Annotated in this window: 18 protein-coding genes; 11 read left to right on the top strand and 7 right to left on the bottom strand. The window is 70.4% G+C overall.

Going from position 1 to position 18,944, the window contains the following annotated elements; all coding sequences use genetic code 11:
- The first annotated feature begins 92 nt into the window (after positions 1-92).
- Genes AB0N61_RS14330 through AB0N61_RS14305 form a run of 6 tightly spaced genes read left to right on the top strand, consistent with a single transcriptional unit; the run spans position 93 to position 8,154 of the window.
- Positions 93-1,058, top strand: a complete 966-nt coding sequence (locus AB0N61_RS14330) for a MoxR family ATPase (RefSeq protein ID WP_363365392.1) — start codon at positions 93-95, stop codon at positions 1,056-1,058.
- Entirely contained in the window at positions 1,055-2,425 is a 1,371-nt protein-coding gene (locus tag AB0N61_RS14325) for a DUF58 domain-containing protein (protein ID WP_363365019.1), read from the top strand. Before AB0N61_RS14330 ends, AB0N61_RS14325 begins: the two co-directional genes overlap by 4 nt.
- The gene (locus AB0N61_RS14320; RefSeq protein ID WP_363365018.1) at positions 2,422-4,974 is read left to right on the top strand and encodes a transglutaminase domain-containing protein; all 2,553 of its coding nucleotides are present in this window, start codon (positions 2,422-2,424) and stop codon (positions 4,972-4,974) included. Before AB0N61_RS14325 ends, AB0N61_RS14320 begins: the two co-directional genes overlap by 4 nt.
- Positions 4,971-6,746, top strand: coding sequence for a DUF5684 domain-containing protein (locus AB0N61_RS14315; RefSeq protein ID WP_363365016.1), 1,776 nt, complete (start codon positions 4,971-4,973; stop codon positions 6,744-6,746). The genes AB0N61_RS14320 and AB0N61_RS14315 overlap by 4 nt, the downstream gene beginning before the upstream one ends.
- On the top strand, positions 6,743-7,573 hold the full coding sequence (locus AB0N61_RS14310; RefSeq protein ID WP_363365015.1) for a protein phosphatase 2C domain-containing protein: 831 nt from the start codon (positions 6,743-6,745) through the stop codon (positions 7,571-7,573). Before AB0N61_RS14315 ends, AB0N61_RS14310 begins: the two co-directional genes overlap by 4 nt.
- Positions 7,570-8,154, top strand: coding sequence for a hypothetical protein (locus AB0N61_RS14305; protein ID WP_363365014.1), 585 nt, complete (start codon positions 7,570-7,572; stop codon positions 8,152-8,154). Before AB0N61_RS14310 ends, AB0N61_RS14305 begins: the two co-directional genes overlap by 4 nt.
- A 31-nt stretch (positions 8,155-8,185) precedes the next feature.
- Here the strand turns inward: AB0N61_RS14305 and AB0N61_RS14300 are convergent, their stop codons facing one another.
- The 7 genes from AB0N61_RS14300 to eccD form a co-directional block, all read right to left on the bottom strand.
- Positions 8,186-8,653: a hypothetical protein gene (locus tag AB0N61_RS14300; RefSeq protein ID WP_167945385.1), complete on the bottom strand. Its 468-nt coding sequence runs from the start codon at positions 8,651-8,653 to the stop codon at positions 8,186-8,188.
- Positions 8,654-8,681: 28 nt separating this feature from the next.
- A complete protein-coding gene (locus tag AB0N61_RS14295; protein WP_167945387.1) occupies positions 8,682-9,395 on the bottom strand; it encodes a hypothetical protein in 714 nt (237 codons plus the stop codon).
- 49 nt (positions 9,396-9,444) lie between these two features.
- Positions 9,445-9,768 carry a hypothetical protein gene (locus tag AB0N61_RS14290; protein WP_167945390.1) on the bottom strand — a complete coding sequence of 108 codons (324 nt, stop codon included), beginning with the start codon at positions 9,766-9,768 and terminating at the stop codon, positions 9,445-9,447.
- Between the two features lie 4 nt (positions 9,769-9,772).
- Positions 9,773-10,498 carry a hypothetical protein gene (locus AB0N61_RS14285; protein ID WP_167945397.1) on the bottom strand — a complete coding sequence of 242 codons (726 nt, stop codon included), beginning with the start codon at positions 10,496-10,498 and terminating at the stop codon, positions 9,773-9,775.
- A gap of 108 nt (positions 10,499-10,606) precedes the next feature.
- Entirely contained in the window at positions 10,607-11,947 is a 1,341-nt protein-coding gene (locus AB0N61_RS14280) for a S8 family serine peptidase (protein WP_363365013.1), read from the bottom strand.
- Positions 11,947-13,299 (bottom strand): type VII secretion protein EccB, encoded by a 1,353-nt coding sequence (gene eccB, locus AB0N61_RS14275; RefSeq protein WP_363365012.1) that lies wholly within the window; start codon positions 13,297-13,299, stop codon positions 11,947-11,949. Before eccB ends, AB0N61_RS14280 begins: the two co-directional genes overlap by 1 nt.
- Before the next feature lie 3 nt (positions 13,300-13,302).
- Positions 13,303-14,637: a type VII secretion integral membrane protein EccD gene (gene eccD / locus AB0N61_RS14270; RefSeq protein WP_167945422.1), complete on the bottom strand. Its 1,335-nt coding sequence runs from the start codon at positions 14,635-14,637 to the stop codon at positions 13,303-13,305.
- Positions 14,638-14,927: 290 nt separating this feature from the next.
- On the opposite strand from eccD, the gene AB0N61_RS14265 reads away from it, so the two are divergent.
- From AB0N61_RS14265 to AB0N61_RS14245, 5 genes are all read left to right on the top strand, one after another.
- Entirely contained in the window at positions 14,928-15,242 is a 315-nt protein-coding gene (locus AB0N61_RS14265) for a WXG100 family type VII secretion target (RefSeq protein ID WP_167945424.1), read from the top strand.
- Between the two features lie 41 nt (positions 15,243-15,283).
- Positions 15,284-15,565 (top strand): WXG100 family type VII secretion target, encoded by a 282-nt coding sequence (locus AB0N61_RS14260; protein WP_136052373.1) that lies wholly within the window; start codon positions 15,284-15,286, stop codon positions 15,563-15,565.
- 126 nt (positions 15,566-15,691) lie between these two features.
- Positions 15,692-16,123, top strand: coding sequence for a hypothetical protein (locus AB0N61_RS14255; RefSeq protein ID WP_363365011.1), 432 nt, complete (start codon positions 15,692-15,694; stop codon positions 16,121-16,123).
- The gene (locus tag AB0N61_RS14250) at positions 16,123-17,457 is read left to right on the top strand and encodes a S8 family serine peptidase (RefSeq protein ID WP_167945430.1); all 1,335 of its coding nucleotides are present in this window, start codon (positions 16,123-16,125) and stop codon (positions 17,455-17,457) included. The genes AB0N61_RS14255 and AB0N61_RS14250 overlap by 1 nt, the downstream gene beginning before the upstream one ends.
- Positions 17,447-18,889: a hypothetical protein gene (locus AB0N61_RS14245; RefSeq protein WP_363365010.1), complete on the top strand. Its 1,443-nt coding sequence runs from the start codon at positions 17,447-17,449 to the stop codon at positions 18,887-18,889. The genes AB0N61_RS14250 and AB0N61_RS14245 overlap by 11 nt, the downstream gene beginning before the upstream one ends.
- Positions 18,890-18,944 lie beyond the last annotated feature (55 nt).

Below are 18,944 nucleotides of genomic sequence, written 5' to 3'. Positions count from 1 at the left end.
GCGATGACGACCCCCTGCTTCCCACCGCCCTGCACAGCGCAGGTGCCAGAGACGAATACGGTTGCCCTATGCCTGCTCCCTCCGCTGCTCCCGTGACCATCGCCGCCGAACAGGCCGCATGGTTCGCCGAGACGTTCTCGATCCTCACCGCCAACGTCGAACAGGCCATCCTGGGCAAACGGCACGTGATCGAGCTGGTGCTCGCCGCCGCCGTCAGCGGGGGTCACGTGCTGCTCGAGGACTTCCCCGGCACGGGCAAGACGGCTCTCGCGCGGGCGATCGCGCAGACCGTGACGGGAACGAGCAGCCGCATCCAGTTCACCCCCGACCTGCTCCCCGGCGATGTCACGGGCATCACGGTCTACGACCAGAAGGAGGGCGCCTTCGAGTTCCACGCGGGTCCCGTCTTCGCGAACATCGTGCTCGCCGACGAGATCAACCGTGCGAGCCCCAAGACGCAGTCGGCGCTCCTGGAGGTCATGGAAGAGGGCACGGTCACGGTCGACGGCGTCACGAGGCCGGTCGGATCGCCCTTCCTGGTGATGGCGACGCAGAACCCGATCGAGCAGGGAGGCACCTACCGACTGCCCGAGGCACAGCTCGACCGCTTCATGATCAAGACGTCGATCGGATACCCCGACGACGCCGCCACGATGCGGATCCTCCAGGGGGCGGCCCAGCCGAAGCACGTGCTCGACGGCATCGTCGGCGTCGACACCGTCCTCACGATGGCCGAGATGACGCGCGGCGTGTACGTGAACCCGCTGGTCTCCGACTACATCATGCGCATCGTCGATGCGACCCGGCGGGCGTCCGAGGTCCGCCTCGGAGCCAGCGTGCGTGGAGCCCTCGCGCTGTCCCGTCTCGTGATGACATGGGCCGCCAAGAACGGTCGCACCTTCGTGACCCCCGACGATGTGCGAGAGCTCGCGGTCGTGGCTCTGGCCCACCGCCTCGTGCTCGAGCCGGAGGCCGAGTTCGACGGCGTCACCGCGGTCGCCGTGGTGGGGCAGATCCTCCTCGACGTCGAGCCGCCTCGCGAGAACGGCGCTGCGTGAGCTTCAGCACCGAGTCCCGTCTGACGCGCACCACGGCGGGCACCAGCACGTCGACGCGCACGTCGACGGTCACGCGCTACGACCGCACGCGTCGCGGTCCTGTTCGCGGTGCCGTCTTCGGCGTCCGCCGCGCGGCGCGCCGCACCGAGCGCGCGGCCCGTGCGGCTGTCGCGTGGGTGCGAGAGACGGTCACGTCCGCCGGGATGCTGGTCGTCGCGGCGCTGGTGGTGTGCCTCGCCGCCGGGCTGCTGTTCGGCTGGGTGGAGGCGTGGGCCGTGGCGGCCATCGCGCTGGTGCTTCTGATCGCCTGCATCCCGTTCATCCTGGGCACCCACGACTACCGCATCGAGTTGACGCTCGACCGCGACCGCGTGGTCGCCGGAGCCGAGATCGGTGCGACGCTCGATGTGCGCAACAACAGCGAGCGTCTGTCGCTGCCGGGCATCGTCGACGTTCCCGTGGGCGAGGGCCTGGTCGAAGCGCACGTCCCGCTGCTGCGTCCGGCCGCTCACCATCGTGAGCAGCTGACGATCGCGGCCCATCGTCGCGGTGTCATCGACGTCGGTCCCATGACCATCACCCGGGGCGACCCGATCGGCATCCTCCGCCGCGAGCTGCGCTGGCCCGACGTGCAGCGCATCCACGTGCATCCGGTCACGGTCCGCCTTCCCAGCACCAGCGCCGGCCTGATCCGCGATCTCGAGGGCACGCCGAGTACGACTCTCGTCGATGCCGACCTCTCCTTCCACGCGGTGCGCGAGTACGTCGTGGGCGATTCGCAGCGACACGTGCACTGGAAGTCGACCGCCAAGACCGGCACCCTCATGGTGCGACAGTACGAGGAGTCGCGGCACGCCCGCATCGCGATCATCCTCGACCTCGACAGCGAGTCGTACGAGAGCGACGACGAGTTCGAGAACACGGTCAGCGCTGCCGCATCCCTCGCGCTGCAGGGTGTGCGCGACGGCCGTGATGTGCTCTTCTCGGTGAGCAACGAGATCCCCGAGCACAGCCGTTCCGAGGTGCTGTCGATCCGCACACTGCCGACGGTGACCCCCAAAGCCCTGCTCGACGCGACCTCGACCATCGACCCGGCCGACCGCGTGATGCGACTCGAGGCTGTCGCCGCGCTCACCGCGCAGTCGTACCCCGATCTGTCGATCGGATTTCTTCTGACCGGCTCCCGCATGCCGCTCGAACGGCTGCGCCACGCCGCCATCACGCTGCCGCCGGCGGTCGAGGCGGTGGCGGTGCGCAGTGAACTCGGCGAACAGCCCACCATGCGCACGGCACGCGAACTCGCCGTGATGACTCTGGGTGCACTCGGCGACCTTCCGCAGATGCTCGCCCGCGGAGCACTGCGATGAGCGCCGCAGGTCCTCGGCGCGGCGTGGCGCGGTCGCGTCGGACGTTCGCGCTCTCGACTCTCACGCTCTGGTCCCTCGGATACGTGCTGGTCGGCATCGGTCTCGCGACGGCGGCGGCATGGCCGGTGTACGAATCGCCGCGCGCGGTGGCGGTCGGGCTGATCGGCGGACTGCTGGGCATGATCGTCGCCGTACTCACCCGCGTGCTGAGATGGGGGCTGCTGATCGGGTCGCTCGCGGCCGCCGGCGCGTATCTCGTCGTCTCGGTCCCGCTCGCGATCCCCTCGGCGGTCTCCTCGCTCCCCGGGTTCCTGGGGGGACTCCGCGACGCGGTGCTCGGGGTCGTGCTCGGGTGGAAGCAGATGCTGACCCTGAACCCGCCGCTCGGCGAATACCAGGCGGTGCTGATCCCGTTCCTCATCGTGATGCTGTTCGGCGCATTCGTCGCCACGCTGCTCGTGCTCGAGGGCGGACGCCGGGCGACGATCGCTGTGCCCGTCGTGACCGCCATGAGCGTCTTCGGCATCGCATTCGGAGTGAGCGGCACGACAGCTCCGGTGTCGGTGCTGGGCGTCCTGCTCCCGGCGCCGCGGGAATGGCTGATCGGCGTCGCGCTCTTCGTGGTCTCCCTCGTGTGGCTGGTCGGCCGCACCCGGCTGCAGCGTGCGCAGGCGCTGCGCACCGTCGCGGCGGCCAACATCTCACGGAGGGCGACACCGGTGTGGCTCACGATCCGTCGTCATCTGCTGTCGGCGGGGCTCGCGGTGATCGCGCTGGTGGCCGGTTTCGCGGTCGCGCCCGCAGCAGCAGGGTGGAGCGACCGCTCCGTGCTGCGCGACGAGGTCGAGCCCATGATCGTCGTGCAGCAGCAGGCGAGCCCGCTCAGCGCCTACCGTTCCTGGTTCGCCGGCAGCACCCTCGATGACACCGTCGTGCAGGTGGAGGGCGACCCCGGCGCACTCGAGCGCCTCCGGCTCGTCACCCTCGACTCCTACGACGGCGAGGACTTCCACATCGCTCCGGACGACCGGTTCAGCAGGTTGCCCCGCAGTGCCATGCCGGGGGAGGGGCGCGTGTCCCTGGGGATCACGATCGGCGAGGCGTATCGCGGCATCTGGGTCCCCTCGCCCGCCGGTCTCGCCGAGGCGCCGGACTTCTCGGGCTCGCGTGCCGAAGCGCTCGCCGACGGCTTCCACGTGAACTCCGGCGGGGACACCGCGATCACCGTGGCAGAGGCGCCCGGCGGGGGAGAGGGACTCGTCCCCGGTGATCGCTACAGCGTGCTCGTGGACGCCCCGGCGAGCCCCGGCGACATCGCCTCGGTGCAGGGTGGCGCCTCGAATCTCGACACCGACCTGTATCCCGCGCTCACGGAGTGGGCCGAGATGCAGGAGCAGCCCCGCACCGGCGCCGGCTACCTCGAGATCATCGACCGTCTGCGCTCGCGCGGCTACCTGAGCCATGCGCTGCTGGACGACGAGGCGGCGACGGGGTGGATCGCGTCGCTGAAGGAGTCCGAGGGATACGCATTCGCCCCCAGCTATGCGGGGCACTCCGCGGCGCGCATCGAGGAGCTGTTCACCGACCTGCTCGAACAGGAGCGGCGGGCGGGCTCCGATGCCGCCCCCGAACTGCTCGTGTCGGCGGTCGGCGACGACGAGCAGTTCTCGGTGGCCGCGGCGCTTCTCGCCGAGCACTGGGGGCTAGAGTCCCGAGTGGTGATCGGCGCACGCCTCGCGGCTGCAGAAGAGGTCCCCGGCATCCCCGCCTGCACCGAGACCTGCACGGGCGCGAACATGAGCGCCTGGGTCGAGGTGCGCACGTCGGGCGGCGAATGGATGCCGGTCGACACCACGCCGCAGTACGCGATGCTTCCGAGCTCCATCACCGAGGGAGAGCAGCTGCCCGAGCATCCGACGGTGCCGGAGCAGCCCCGGTCCGAGGCGCTGGACCCTCCTCAGGCGCAGAGCGATTCCAACAACGACGCGCCTCCCCTCGAGTCGCCGCAGTCAGAGGTGCTCGCCGTCCTGCTGCCGATCCTCCGAGCCGTGGGACTCAGCCTGCTGGCGCTGGTGCTGCTCGCTCTGCCGTTCCTCGTGCTGATGCTCGCCAAGAGGCAGCGAGCCAGGGCTCGCCGAACCGCAGAAGATCCCGAGGTGCGTCTCGCCGGCGCGTGGGAGGAGCTGGTCGACGTGTACGCCGACCACGACGTGTCGATGGATGCCGACGGCACCCGCATCCAACGCGCTCTCTCGACCGACCGAGAGGCGGCAGATCGCTTGGCCGCCCTCGTCGACCGCGCCGTGTTCGCCGAGCATCCTCCGACGAACGACGATGCGAGCGCGGCGTGGGAGATCGTCGACGCCGAACGGACGGAGCTCGAGGCGTCGGGCAGATGGTGGCACCGCATCCTCACGCGCGTGCGACCGACGTCGTTCACCGATCGGGTGCGGGGTGCGCGCGGTCGGGGATACACCGCCGCCGGACCCGTGCTCGCTACGCTCGGACTGACCTGGTCGCTCGGCGACCGGAAGAAGGGGAACTCATGATCGCGCCCGTGGATACCGGCTACGTCACGATGCTCGCCATCGTCGGCGGCGTCGGCGTGCTGATCGGCCTCGCCGTCTACGTCTGGTACGCGCTGGCGCTGTCGCGCCTGTTCCCGCGCATCGACGGGGAGGGGTGGAAGGGCTGGGTCCCGATCCTCAACGAGGCGGAAATCCTGGCCCGCGGCGGAGTGCCGGCATGGTCGGTGGTGTTCTACTTCATCCCGATCGTGCAGCTCTACGGCATCTACCTCAAGGTCGTGGCGACCCATCGCATCAATCGCCGGTTCGGGCGCGGCGCGGGAATGACGGTGCTCGCCATCCTCCTGCCTCCGGTCTGGGCGACCGTTCTCGCGTGGGGCGCCCCGCCCTATCCCGAGGGAGATCGACTGGCGGCTCTCCAGCCCGGCCCTCGCCGCAGCTCGCAGCCCGCCGCAGCTCCGGCCAGGGATGCATCGGGCTACACGATCCCCTCGCTCGCGCCCCACAGCCAGAGCCAGCCGGACGCCCCCGCGTCCGTGTTCCCGGACTACGCCGCGCCGAGTCAGCCGACCCGGCCGGTGGCCCCGGATGCCGGTGCAGTCGCGGCGAGCGGTGGCCCTGCGAGTTCCGGATGGGGTGCGCCTCCCGCACCGGGCGCCCCGCCGGTACCCCTCGCCGGTCAGCAGTCGGCGCACGGTGCGCCCGCCGCATCCTTCGCGCCGCCGCAGCCGTCCGGCTCCTCCTTCGCGCCGCAGCCTCCCGCTCCTCAGCCTCCGGCTCCTCAGCCTCCGGCTCCTCAGCCTCCCGCGCCTCAGCAGCAGCAGTACCACTCCCCGCAGCCGCAGCCGCAGCCGCCGTCGGTGATGCCGGTGCCGCCTGCGCCCGTGCGTGCACCTCAGCCGCCCGTACCGGAGCCGGCTCCCGCCGCACAGCCGTCGGTTCCGGACGAGGCGCACCCGACGACCGGCATCATGGCGGCGATGGGTGGCGGTCCGGTGACGCCGGCCGCTCCGCAGGTCGCCGCGCCTCCGACGCCCGCATTCGACGACCTCGGGCCACAGCCGGGACAGCCACACGCACAGGCACCGGAACAGGAGTCGGCACCGACCCCGACATCCGTGCCCGAGTTCGAGCGGCCGGCGCGGCCCGCGCCCGCTGCACCACCCGTCGAGGAGCCGCAGCGGATGGTGCGGCCCGCGCCGCCCTCATTCCGTGACGGTGGCCCGTCGGACGAGGCGCCGCAGGCTCCCGTCATCCGTCCGGTCCCGTCGCCCGTCGCCGATGCCGCGAGTTCCGGTGCATCCGCGCCTGCGGCTTCCGGTGCGGTCGACGAGTTCGCCCCGGTTCCCGTCCCGATGCCGCTCGGAGGGCTCGCGGCCGACGTCGACAAGACGGTCGTCACCCCGCGTCCGACGGATGGGGTCGACGACGACCTCGATGCCACGGTCGTCGTCGCACGCAAGCGCGGCGTCCGTCGCTCGCTCGTGCTCGATGACGGACGCAGGTTCTCGCTGTCCGGCGCGAGCGTCGTGATCGGCCGCAACCCGATCGGTGAGCCGGGCGAGCAGCGCCTCGCGATCTCCGACACGACCCGCACTCTGTCGAAGACGCATGCGCGTCTCGTCGTGCACGATGACGAGTGGCGGCTCACCGACCTGCACGCGACGAACGGCGTCGTGGTCGAGGAGAACGGCACCGAGACGCTGCTCGATCCGGGAGAGAGCGTCACCGGCAACGGCCGCTTCATCCTCGGCGAAGTGGGGATGCACGTGATCGCGGAGCGCGATTCATGACGCTCTCCTCGGTCGTGCTCAGCGTCGCCTCACTCACCGACACCGGTCTCACGCGCACAGCGAACGAGGACTCCGTGCTGGTGGCGTCTCCGGTGTTCCTCGTCGCCGACGGCATGGGAGGACACGAGGCCGGCGATCGCGCGAGCGCCGCGGTGGTCGAGGCGTTCGAGCCGCTTCGGGGGGCCTCGGTCGAGGTCGCCGATGTCGGTGACGCACTGAGCCGAGCCTCGGCCGTGGTCGACGGCATCTCCGCCGAGCACAAGCGCGGGGCCGGCAGCACGGTCACCGGCGTCGTTCTCGTCGATCACGAGGGGGCACCGCACTGGCTCGTCTTCAACGTCGGCGACTCCCGTGTCTACCGTCACTACGGCAACGAGCTGACCCAGTTGACGATCGATCATTCGCTCGGACAGGAGCTGGTGGATGCCGGCGAACTCCGCGCGGAGGACCTCTCGTCGTTCGCGCAGCGCAACGTCATCACGAGGGCGATCGGCGCGCCGGACAGCACGGCCGACAGCTGGCTGCTGCCGGTCGTCGACGGCGAGCGGCTGCTCCTCTGCTCCGATGGGCTCAGTGGTGAGGTCAGCGACGAGGCGATCCGGGCGACCCTGACCATGAACGGGCGGCCCGAGACGGCAGCGGCGGCTCTGGTGAGTCGAGCTCTCAAGGCGGGTGGTCGCGACAACGTCTCGGTCGTCGTGATCGACGTCATCTCGGGAGGCGGGCGTCCGCGTCGTGACGACGCGACGGACCATCGCGAGACCGCATCCGCTTCGCTGACCGACTCGATGCTCGAGGGCACGACGATCCCGGTGCGATCGCGATGACCGACGAAGAGTCGAGGGCCGAGGGGACGGAGGTCGAGGAGACCGTCATGCTCACCCGGCGTGATCGGCGCCGGAGCAGAGAGGCCGTCGAGCCCGTCGAGTCCGATCCGGCCGAGTCCGGTGAGCCCGGTGATGACCTGGATGCGGCGACGGTCGTCGTCGACCGGCGCTCCGCGGCGTCCGAGGGGCCGAGCGCCGATCGCGAAGACGACCCGGCGGACGAGGCGACCGTACTCGTCGCCCGCACGCCGCGACGCGTGGGACGGGGGCGATCCGCGAGCTCGGATGAACAGGGCGAGGGATCCGTCGGCCGCACAGCTGCTGCCGTGCCCGTCTCGTTCGAGGCGCCGACGGACGCTCCCGCACCGGAGATCTACCGGCCGCGCCCCGCCCCGCTCGGTCCTTCCGCGCCGCCCGTCGTGGTCGGCGCCGCGGCGCCCACCCGCACGGTGGACCCGGGGTTGCGCTCGGTCGCGAAGCAGGGACTTCGGTGGAGCAGGGCGACCCTCGTCGCCGTCGCGGCGGCCTGCGTCGTCTCTGTCGCCGGTCTGGTGGGCCTCGGGTTCGTCGTCTTCGCGTGACGCCTGGCCGCTCCGGGCACGGGCGCCGTGCTCAGCGGCGGCGCTCTCCCACCGGCCGCTGCGCCGCCAGCGGGCCCTGGAGCGAACGCGCCTTCCAGTTGAGGATCAGCAGCGTCTCGAGCGCGGCAGACAGCGCCACGGCGTAGACCACGAGCGCGACCCATCCGTCGGACCCGACGGCGGTGAGGGCGGAGAAGACCATCGCGAAGACGACGAGGAGCCCGACCAGCGCGATCAGACGATCCGCTGCAGCGCTGCTCTCGGTGTGCCCGCCCCTCGCCGAGATGGCGAAGGCTCGAACCGAGGCGACGACGAAGGCAGCGCTGAGCAGCAGATTGCTGGGAAGCGAGATCATCCCCGGCGCCACGGTGTGCTTCCAGAGGTCGAGGGTCAGCAGCACACCGATGAGGCTGACGACCGCCAGGATGACCGCGATGATCCCGCGCAGACGCGCGAGACGACGGACGCGGTCCGGCGGAGAACCCGTGTAGGACGTCATGCGATTCTCCTCTGCGGAACGCCTGGCCTCAGCTGGCTGCGAAGTCGGGCCATCCGGTCGCCTTGGCGGCGACGCCCGCGATCTGGCTCTTGGCGGAGTCGATGGCGTTGTCGAGCTGCACGTTGGCACTGGCGATCTGGATCAGCGCCGCCGCGAGCGCGCCGACCATGGCGAGGATGCCGGCGGGTGCCGCGATCAGAGTCGCGAGGGCGGCGATACCCGAGATGAGGCCGGCGACCAGAGTGCCGATCGTGGTCCACATCAGCGTCGTGAAGGTGTCGAGGCCCCCGGCGAGCTTCTCGAGTCCGCCGGCCACCGGATTCACGATGGCCGATTCGAAGTCCGAGAGCGTCGTCCGCTGTGCGGCGGTGGTCTGCTCGTAGCGCTCCGCGCCCTTTCCGCCCCACTCCTCGTCCGTCCGCAGAGCGGAGGGATCGATCTGGTCCTTCGCGTTCGACAGCGGTGTGGCGAGGTCGGAGCGCCAGGTGCCGGCGAGCGCACGGATCTGCTCGCGGTAGCCGGGACGCTGATACGGGTCCGAGATGACGTCCCAGAACTCACCCAGGCGCTCCATCAGCCAGTTCCAGGCTTCCCGCAGGCGGTCGGCTGCCCACTGCAGCCAATCCCAGACGTCGGACAGCAGGCCGTTGACGGTGTTGCGGGCCTCTTCGATCCGCTGCTCGATCTCGTCGACCAGCTGCGCCCAGTCGGGCGCTCCCGAACCGCTCACAGGGATGGACATTGCCGCCTCCAGACGTCGCGGATCACCCGCGGATTGCTTCGGACTTCGTTCACAGCTGCACGTCCCACGCGCCGTTGATCGTGCTGACCGTCTCGTCCTCGCGGGCGATGAACAGGTCGCGCACCTCTCGCAGCACCTGAGCGCCGTCAGCCGCTGCGGACGATCCGTCCGCGAGATAGGTCGATACCGCATCGACGATCTCGGTGTACTGGGCGTAGAGCTCATCGCCCTTCCAGCAGAACGCCGCGTCTGAGGAGCGCATCGATCCGGCAGCCGACGCTGCGGTGGAGAGCGTCGACGAGACGCCGTCCCACACGGTGGCATCGCTGCTGAGCGCTTCGGATGCGACCCTGATCTCTTCCGGTGAGAGCATCGTCTCAGCTTCCCTTCGTCAGCAGTCTGATCATCTCGACCGGGTCGGCCATCCCCTCGGCGTACTGCGCGAGCGGCGTGCCCTCGAAGGGGAGCGCCGGCGTCGCCGCCGACAGGGATGCCTGCGCCGTGGAGAGCGCGGAGCGGATCGCGTCGGTGACATCTCCGCCGTCGGCGGTGCGCAGCCAGGCCTCATCGAGCCGGAGCCCGACGATCGTGCCCCTGCTGTCGAGGTCGACCTGCGCGTGGCCCTCACTGTCTTCGCCGCCGTGCACCTGCGCGGCGCGCTCGCTCAGCTGGGAGAGGGTGGATGACAGCTGCGTCGAGAACGTCTCGATGAATCGATTGACGTTGCGGTGGAAGACCTCGCCGTCTGCGGATGCCACGAGTTCGGTGATCTCGTTCGCGGCGATCGCGGGGGAGGGTGCAGGAGGCGCTGCGACCTCGGGAGCGTCATCGGTGAAACTCGCCCCCCACGCCTCGAGACGAGACAGGAGCACGGTGTTCACGGTCTCCAGGATGACGCCGGACAGCTCCTCCGGGCGGATGGAGGTGCGCCAGAAGCTGCCGACCGTGATCTCGATCGCCGGATCGTCGAGTCGGACCGAGACCTGCCCGGTCGGATCCTCAGCGCTCTGGGTGCTGGTCTGCTCGAGTGCCTCGCGCATCTGCGCGGATTTCCTCATGAGCTGATCGTGCAGCTCGTAGACGGCGTCGTTATCGTAGGCCATGCAGTCCCCCCCGGGTGAGCGTCTTCGACGATCCCACCGTACATGATCCGACCGCGCGCGACCCAGGGCCATCGCGGGTCGCGCGTCGCGGGTCGCGGGTCGCGCGGCTCAGAGGCGCGTGCTGGCGTCACCGGCGCCGGGCGCGCCGGTGCTCAGCAGTCCGCCCTCGCGCTCGACCTCGACGGGGTCCACGACGGGGTTCTCGCGACGGCGCCGCAGCACGATCAGGATCCCGAGCACGCCGAGCAGTGTCGCTCCGCCGATCGCGGTGAAGAGCGCTGCCTCGCGGGTGAGCAGGAACGGCGATGCGCCGTGATCCGGGTCGACCGCGGCTGCGGGCGGCCGCACGGCGCTCTCGGAGGTGTCGAAGTAGGGGCTCACCGGTCCGCGGGTCGTCTCGTCCGGGAGCAGCTCGATGGCGGCGAGCGGCTGGATGAAACCCCAGCCGTCGATGTCGTCCCGCTGGTCGGCGTCTGCGCGCAGGGCGGTGGCGGTGAGTCGGTACGCCCACCCGGCGGGTGGGTCCTCGGGGTGCGCCTCTGCCACCAGCGCTGCCGCTGCGCTCGCATATCCGGTCGCGAAGCTGGAGGCGGGGGCGTCGGCTGCGAAGATGCAGTCACCGCCTCCGACCGCGGCACTCAGCACGGAGCTCCCCGGGGCCGTCACGCCGACCTGGGGGCCGTGGAACGAGTCGTCGGTCGCGCGGCCGCCGGCGTCGGCGGCGCTGACGCCGAGAACCTGCTCGTATGCCGCCGGATAGCGCGCGCCGTCCTCGCCCTCGGGATCCGATGCCCGGTTGCCGCCGCTCGCGACGACCAGGGCGCCGACCGCCGACGCATGCTCCACCGCTGCGCGCAGGTCGGGGGAGTCGGCGGTCTGCGACATCGAGACGTTGATGATGTCGGCGCCGTTGTCCGCCGCCCAGTGGATCCCGTCGGCGATGCGCTGCGAGGTCGGCCCGAACCCCTTGTCCTTGTCCTGCTGCTGATCGCTGCGGAACACCCGCACGGAGAGCAGCCGCGCATCGGGCGCGAGGCCGACGACACCGGAGCCGGCCACCGGCTGGGCGGCGATCTGCCCGGCGATCGCTGTGCCATGACCGGTCGTGTCGCTCAGTCCGTCGGCCCGCTCGCCGTCGCCGACGAGATCGACGCCGCCGATCACGACTCCGGCGAGATGAGGGTTGCCGGCATCGACGCCCGAGTCGACGACGGCGACGACGACGCCTCTGCCGGTGGCGACGCGGTTGACTTCTTCGGCCCCGAGCAGGGCGAGGGCGGGCGGCGCCTCGGGGGTGTAGACCACGTTGCCGGGTGCGCAGGCCTCGCCCGACGTCGCCATCGAGACCGTCGACGTCGTGCTGACGGGCGACGCCAGGGCGGATGCCGGCGCGCCGAACACCGTGACGCCCAGGACGACGGCCGTGAGGGCGGCTCTGCGACCGCGCATCAGTCGCTCCCCGAGCCGGGCGACTCTCTCGCAGCGTCGGAGGTCAGTGCGGGGCCCGCGGCGAAGAACTCGATCCACGCGTCCGACACCTGTCCGACGTCGCCCGCGGAGTACCCGAGCTGAGCGATCGGGCCGCTCTGTGCATCCTCTGCGCTCTGCGCCGCCGCAGCGCCGGGAATCGCGAATGCGGTGCCGGACTCGTCGATGAGCACGGCCAGGCCGGCCGCGTCATCGGATGCACCGGTGACCTCGACGAGCGCGCCGCCGCCGACCGTCACATCGACGCCGGAGCGCTTCTCGGGCAGCTCGGAGCTGGTGGCCGCCAGCACCGTGTGCGCATCGTCGGTGAGCATCGCGCAGGGCGTCTCGCCGGCTGCGAGCGTGGTCAACGGCAACGTCGGCCAGTCTTCGCCGCCGATGTACGGACGCGTCTTCACATCAGCGACCTCGGCGGGGGAGACCTCCTGCTCAGCGCCCACCTCCTGGCCGCTGCCGAGGAGGTAGAGCTGATACGCGAGGGGGCTGAGCCTGGCCAGCTCGCCGGTCGCCAGGGCCACATAGCGCTCGTCGGCAGGGCTGCCCTGCGTGTGCACGATCGTGCCGGCGGTCAGGTCTGTGCCGGGCACCGACGCGCCGACGGCGTTGATGCGGATCGGCTCGAGCTCGTCGCCGGACTCGAAGAGGTTGAGCCAGCGTCCGTCGACCTCGAGGATGTCGCTGGTGCCGAGTCCGACGGCGCGGAGCACGGCGTTCGCGTCGTCGGCGGACACGGCGTGCCGTCGGCCGTCTGCGATCACGAAGAGCTCGTCGCCGCGCTGGACGACCGCACCGGTTCCCGTCGACACGTCCGCGATCGGAGTGTTCGACAGCGACACGGCGGCGCCCGCGGTGTCGTCGATGCACGCCGTCCAGGACGCGTTGATGAGCGAGGCCGGTGCGGGCAGATCGTCGGGCGCGCCCAGGATGCCGATCGAGGGGCCGACCGGGATTCCGTCGAGTGCCGCCTGATCTGTGCGCACGACTGTGAACTCTCCGGCGGGGATGAGAAGTCGTGCGCTGGCGGTGTTGATCACCGGGTACAGCGTGCCCTCGACCGAGACGTAGCGGGCTCCGGTGTCGGTGGCGACGATCAGGCGGTTGTTCTGCCAGTCGCCGGGAAGGCCGGGCTGCATGATTCCCCAGAACACCCCGACGAGGATGACGCCGACCGTGAGCGCGACGCCCGCGACGACGGCGCGCAGAGGCTTGGCGGGGTCGAGCTCCTTGCCTCCGGGGGCTCCTCCGGTGAAGGCCGAGAGGAGACGGCGCCTGCTGAAGCCCTGGGCCTCGATCAGATCCTTCTTGGTCGCCATGGGTCAGAGCAGTCCGGCCGTCGTGACGCCGAGCGGCAGCAGCAGCGCGAGGGCGATGACCTCGACCGTGTCGCCGAGTCTCGTGAGTCGCAGACGCGCCTTGGGCGTGAGCAGCGTGAGGCCGACCAGGATCACGGTGGCCACGACGAGGATGAGCAGCATCCAGGTGCGCACGTCGGGCAGCGCGAGTGCCACCGTCACACCGGTGACGGCGAGCCCGATCGCACCGATCGCCATCAGCACGAGCACTCCGAGGCGCGCGTGGATCTGGCGGGACTGGAACATCATCCCCACGAACGCGAGCACGCACAGCAGGGCGCCGAAGACGCCGCTCGCAGCGACCAGTGGGGTCGCGATCAGCGCTGCGAGGCCCAGCGCAGCGCGCAGTGCGATGAGCGTGCGGGTTCCTGCGGCAGCGCGGCGCTTGACCTCGTCGGCATCGATCGGCTCGGGGGCCGCGAACATGTCGGCGTCGCTCTGAGGTGAGATGACTCTGATGCGGGTCGTGCTGAGGGCGAGCCACGGGATGCCGTTCGCGAGCAGTGCCGTCGTCGCCAGCATGATCGCGTAGGGGGCGAGCGCGTCGCCGAAGATCGCTGCGGTGGTCGCGGTGATGCCGATCGAGGCGCCCAGTGCGATCGGAACGAGATGGATCTCGGGCTTCTCCTGCGTCACGGCGAGGCTCAGGCCGCCGACGATGACGAGCCCCAATCCCATGGCCGCGAGAGGCCAGCCCCAGATGGTCTGCGCCGGAACCGCGAGGTACCCCGCGAGTCCGCCGTAGGCCGCGGCGGTGAGCCCCAGTGCGTGTCCTGCTTCCGGCTGACGGAGGCGCATGAGCACGGCGGCCGCGACGCTGAGGACGATCGCTCCTGAGCCCGCGATGATCGCGGGCAGGAGCGACGTCGGCGGTGTGGCGACGAGCAGGAGCGCGCAGAGGGCGAGGAAGGTGAGGCTGACGAAGAGTGCCGTGCGCGAGCTGTCGGCCGGGGTCCACGAGCCGTGCTGCTCGGCCGTCGCGTCGATCACGGCTTCGACCACGTCGTCGTAGACGCGAGGCTCCTGCATCAGGCCGCCGCGGACGAGAGTGAGCAGCTCGCCGTCGTGCACTCCCTGCGCGGCTGCGCCCCGTGCAGGGTCGAGGGGCGTGCCGTCGGCTCGCTGCAGCGAGTAGCCGCCATGGGTGAGAGTCGGATCGAGCACTCCCAGACTCCGCGCGAAGCCGGGGATGATCTCGACCAGCGGGATCTGCGACGGCACGCCGACATCGAGTCGCCGGTCGTCGCTGACGACGGACAGCCGCAGCACCGTGCCGGCCGTTGCGCTGCTCTGAGTCATGGAACGATGCCCCCTCCATGGTGTGCAGCCGAGCGGGAGGAGACCCGTGGCTGCGCATTCCGCCTTTCACCCTAGTTGAGGCGTGCGACAACGCGCAGCCGGGCCGCTGGCCGATTTCTCCACCGAGTGCACGATCTCCGTGCGGATGCGCAGGGAATTATGGAGATTCATTCCGATGTGTTCTAGCCTGTCTCGTGAAACAGATTCGTGGGGGGTTGTTTCGATGTCGTCCCAACACTGGGACGCGCTCCCCCGCACGTGTGTCCCATGTGGACCGGAGGGAGTGAGTTATGGCTGATGTCATCTCCGCAGAAGAAGGGGCTCTGCGCCGCGGAGCCCAGGCGGTGCGGGAGACCAAGTCCGGGATCGACCAGCAGACCAAGAAGGTCCGCAGCGAGATCGAGCAGCTTCGTGGCTTCTGGACGGGTGCGGCCGCCGCATCGTTCACGACGCTGATGTCCCGCTGGGACGAGCAGGCTCGTCAGCTCAACGAGGTCCTCGTCACGCTCGAGGATGCCCTCGCCGGCACCGAGCGCGACCAGGCTGCGACCGAAGAAGCTCACCAGCAGACCATCTCGGGCCTCGGCTCGATGATGGGCGCCTGAGCGTAGACCACAGAGATTTCAAGGAGAACATGATGCAGTCGATGTCAGTTCGCCCGGAGCAGGTCAACGCTCTGGCGGCGCAGATCCGCAGCGGGTCGCAGGGTATCCGTTCCGAGCTCGACCGCCTCGAGTCCGAGGTCGGCAAGCTGCGCGCGGCGTGGGACGGTGCCGCGCAGCAGGCCTATGACCAGGCTCAGGCCAAGTGGAACCGCTCGCTGAGCGAGATGCAGCAGCTTCTCACGCAGATCGCGGGCAAGACCGAGGAGATCTCGGGCCAGTACGTCCAGACCGACAAGTCGGCGGCTGGGCGCTTCGGAGCCTGATCCGTGGCGCGGGCCCGACGCAGCGATGCGGCGGGCCCGCGCCGTCTGCTGTGCTGTTCGGCTGTCGGGTCGGAGGGCGCAGCAGACGATTCGGATCATGTGCCGTTGTGAAGGGGAGGGACGTCGATGAGCATCGCAATCGACTTCGATGGAGTGTTCGCTGAGCTGAAGCGCATCCTGCGTGAGCTGCAGGAGTTCCCCAGCCCGTCCGAGGTGGCGGTCTCGGAGGGGGGCTCGTCGAAGGCCACCGTCGAGTTCCGGCAGGCGGTCGCCGATGCCGCGCAGTCGATGGGAGATGCCACGGCGAGGACGATCGCCAAGATCCAGGACACCCACGACGTCATCCGCGCCGCCGTGCTGCAGATCGCCGAGCAGGACGCCTCGCTCGCCGACGAGACGAATCTCATCGTGTCGTTGCTCGATTCGGCAGTCGCCCAGGGAGAGGTCGACGGGGCGACGTCCACGGGGGCATCGTCCGACGGTACGGGTGGTGCCTCGGCCGGAGTCGACGCGTCCGCGTCGACGACCGCGGATGAGCCCGAAGAGGCCGACTACTGATGAGACGCAGACGCCGCGGAGCGGTCGCCGCGGTCGGCGCCCTGGCGCTGGCCGCCGCGATCGCAGTGCCGTCGAGCGCGACAGCGGCGGCGGCGTCATCGGGGTTGTGGTGGTTCGACCGCGGCAAGGTCCAGGAGGCGCATGACGCGGGCTTCGACGGGTCGGGGATCACGATCGCCGTGATCGACAGCCAGATCAACCCCGACATCATCGGGCTCCGCGGCGCGAATGTCACCGTCGATGACTCCTCCTACTGTTTCGACGCATCCGGCACGGCGTATCCGTCCGTCTCGGCCGAGTACGGCGAGTCCTCTCACGGCACGCAGGTGGTCTCCATGATCGCCGGGACCGGCGAGGCGCCGGCCGGCGGTGCCCCGGTCGAGGGAGTGGCGCCGGGGGCCGAGGTGCGCTTCTACAGCACCGGCATCCTCGACGGCGTCGTCGGCGACGACGGTGGCGACGTGGAGTGCCTCCAGGAGAACGGAGAGGAGCTGGGCGACGACGGTCGTTTCGCTCTCGACCGTGCGATCTCCGACGCCGCGGCAGATGGCGCGGACATCATCTCGATCTCCTCCGGGAGCAGCATCAACATGCGACAGGGTCTCGCCGACGCCTATGCCGCCGACGCGGTCGTCGTCGCCGGCATGTCGAACGAGGATGGGATCAGCCTGTGGCCCGCGGGGCTCAACGGAGTCGTCGCGGTGCAGGCTTTCGGTGAGGACGGCAAGATCCAGACGGGAACGAACGGCAAGCCGAACCTGGCCGACGATGTCGTCGTCGCCGCCCCGGGTGTCGGACTTCTCCTGCAGGGGACGCCGGATTCCTGGGACGCCCAGCAGATCGGTTCCGGCACGTCGTTCTCGACGCCGATCGTCGCGGGCTTCCTGGCGATGGTCAAGCAGAAGTACCCGGACGCGACCGCCGGTCAGCTCATCCAGAGCCTGATCCACAACACGGGCACGAAGGGCGAGCACGAGCCGGAGTGGAACAACAGCACCGGTTATGGAGCTGCCTCGCTCACAGGCATGCTCGCGGTCGACCCGTCGAAATACCCCGACGTCAATCCGCTCTTCGACACCGAAGACACGTATGCGCAGCCGTCTCTCAGCGACGTGAACGCGGCGAAGGCGGCGCTCGGCGGCGCACAGACAGCGTCGCCGACAGACGAGCCGGGCGCCGAGCAGCCCGATCAGCAGGCGTCGCCGATGACGCCCTGGATCATCGGCGGGATCATCCTCCTCGTGCTGGTGATCGGCGGCATCATCCTGGCGATCGTTCTGACACGCTCCTCACGACGACAGACCACCGAACAAGGGGGAAACCATGGCCGGTAAGCAGATGGGCCCGGGCGGGTACGAGGCGGAACTGAACCGCATCCGGCAGCTCGACGACTCGATCATCCCGCGGCTCTCGGCCGTGACGAACGCCTTCACGTCTCTCGAGCGCGCACTCTCGGCGGTGCGCCTGTCCGAGTTCTGGGAGGGCGAGTCCGCCAAGGGCGCGACGGCTGACATCGACGAGATCCGGTCGAAGGTGACATCCATTCTCAGGATCGTCGAGGCCGTCGACTCCGCGGTCGTCGAAGGGAACTCCACTCGCCGCGAGGTCGCGGCCGCCGAGCTGCCCTCGGCATCGATCGACCCCTTCTGGGCGAACGCCGCCAAGGGCGCATCGTTCGTGGTCCACCCGGTCCTCGGTCCCCTCGCGGCGGACAAGGCGCTCGGCGCCATCGGCGACTTCCTGGGCAACCAGCGTGAGGAGGCCGCGCGGGAGGTCGTCGAGAAGGTCGAGACGTCGCTGTCGGAGCCGACGACCAAGCTGATCGAGGCGTCCCGCGCGATGAACGAGGTCGACTACCGTTCGTCGAAGGGCCCGGCTGAGAATGATGACTCGACGAACGACAGCGAGATCGACAGCCTGAGGATCGATTCGCCCGACATCGGTCGAGGACCCTCCGGGTACGTCCCCGGTGGCGGCGGATACCAGCCCGGTGGTGGCGGCGGCGGTGTCGGCGAGTACGTCCCTCCGACGCCGACGAATCCGACGTTCCCCGACTACCCCACGTCCCCGACCTACCCCGGCGGCCCCGAGGACTGGGAGTACGACCCCGACGGTCCCGGTGGGCCTGGCGACACGGGCGTCGACGATCCGTCGGTCGACTTCCCCGGCGGCGGCGTGCTGCCCGGAGGTCCCGGCACCGGTGGCGGTGGAGGAACGGGCGGCGGATATCCGCTGCATCCCGGTTCGACCCTCCCGGGTGGAGGCATCGGCGGGGGCGCGGGCAGCGGCATCGGCGGCCTCGTGGGTGGCGGCGCGGGAGCCGCGGCCATCGCTGCCGGATCGAAGATCGCGGGCATCGGCAGCATGGGCACCCTCGGCGGCTCTGCACTCGGCGGCTCGTCCGGTGCAGGCCAGAGAACGGGTGGCGGTCTGCTGGGCAAGTCCGGCGTCGGCGGAGTGGGCGCGCGCGGCGCGGGTGGATTCGGCTCGGGGGTCGGCGGTCCCGGCGGTGTGGGCGGCGGTGTCGGCGGTGTCGGCACTGGTGCAGGTGGCGCGGGAGGTGCGGCCGGCTCGTCCGGTGCCGCAGGCTCCGGCATGCGGCCCGGCATGGGAATGATGGGTGGCGCCGCAGGCGCCGACGAGGAGGAGAAGGCGAAGCGCTCCGGTCTCGGCGGTCCCATCGCCCCGAAGCTCGAAGACGACGAAGAGCGCGGTCCGCGTGCCAAGGGAGCCCAGGCGGGCTCTCGCGACGAGCACGCAGGCTGATCGGAATCGCAGCGGCGGTCGTGGACGGCGGGTGCCGTCCACGACCCCCGCGTCT

This window comes from Microbacterium sp. NPDC089320 (assembly GCF_040684875.1).
In the GTDB taxonomy this organism is placed as follows: Bacteria; Actinomycetota; Actinomycetes; order Actinomycetales; family Microbacteriaceae; genus Microbacterium.
The sequence above is the reverse complement of the archived record's forward strand: the minus strand, read 5'-3'. Positions and strand labels throughout refer to the sequence as shown.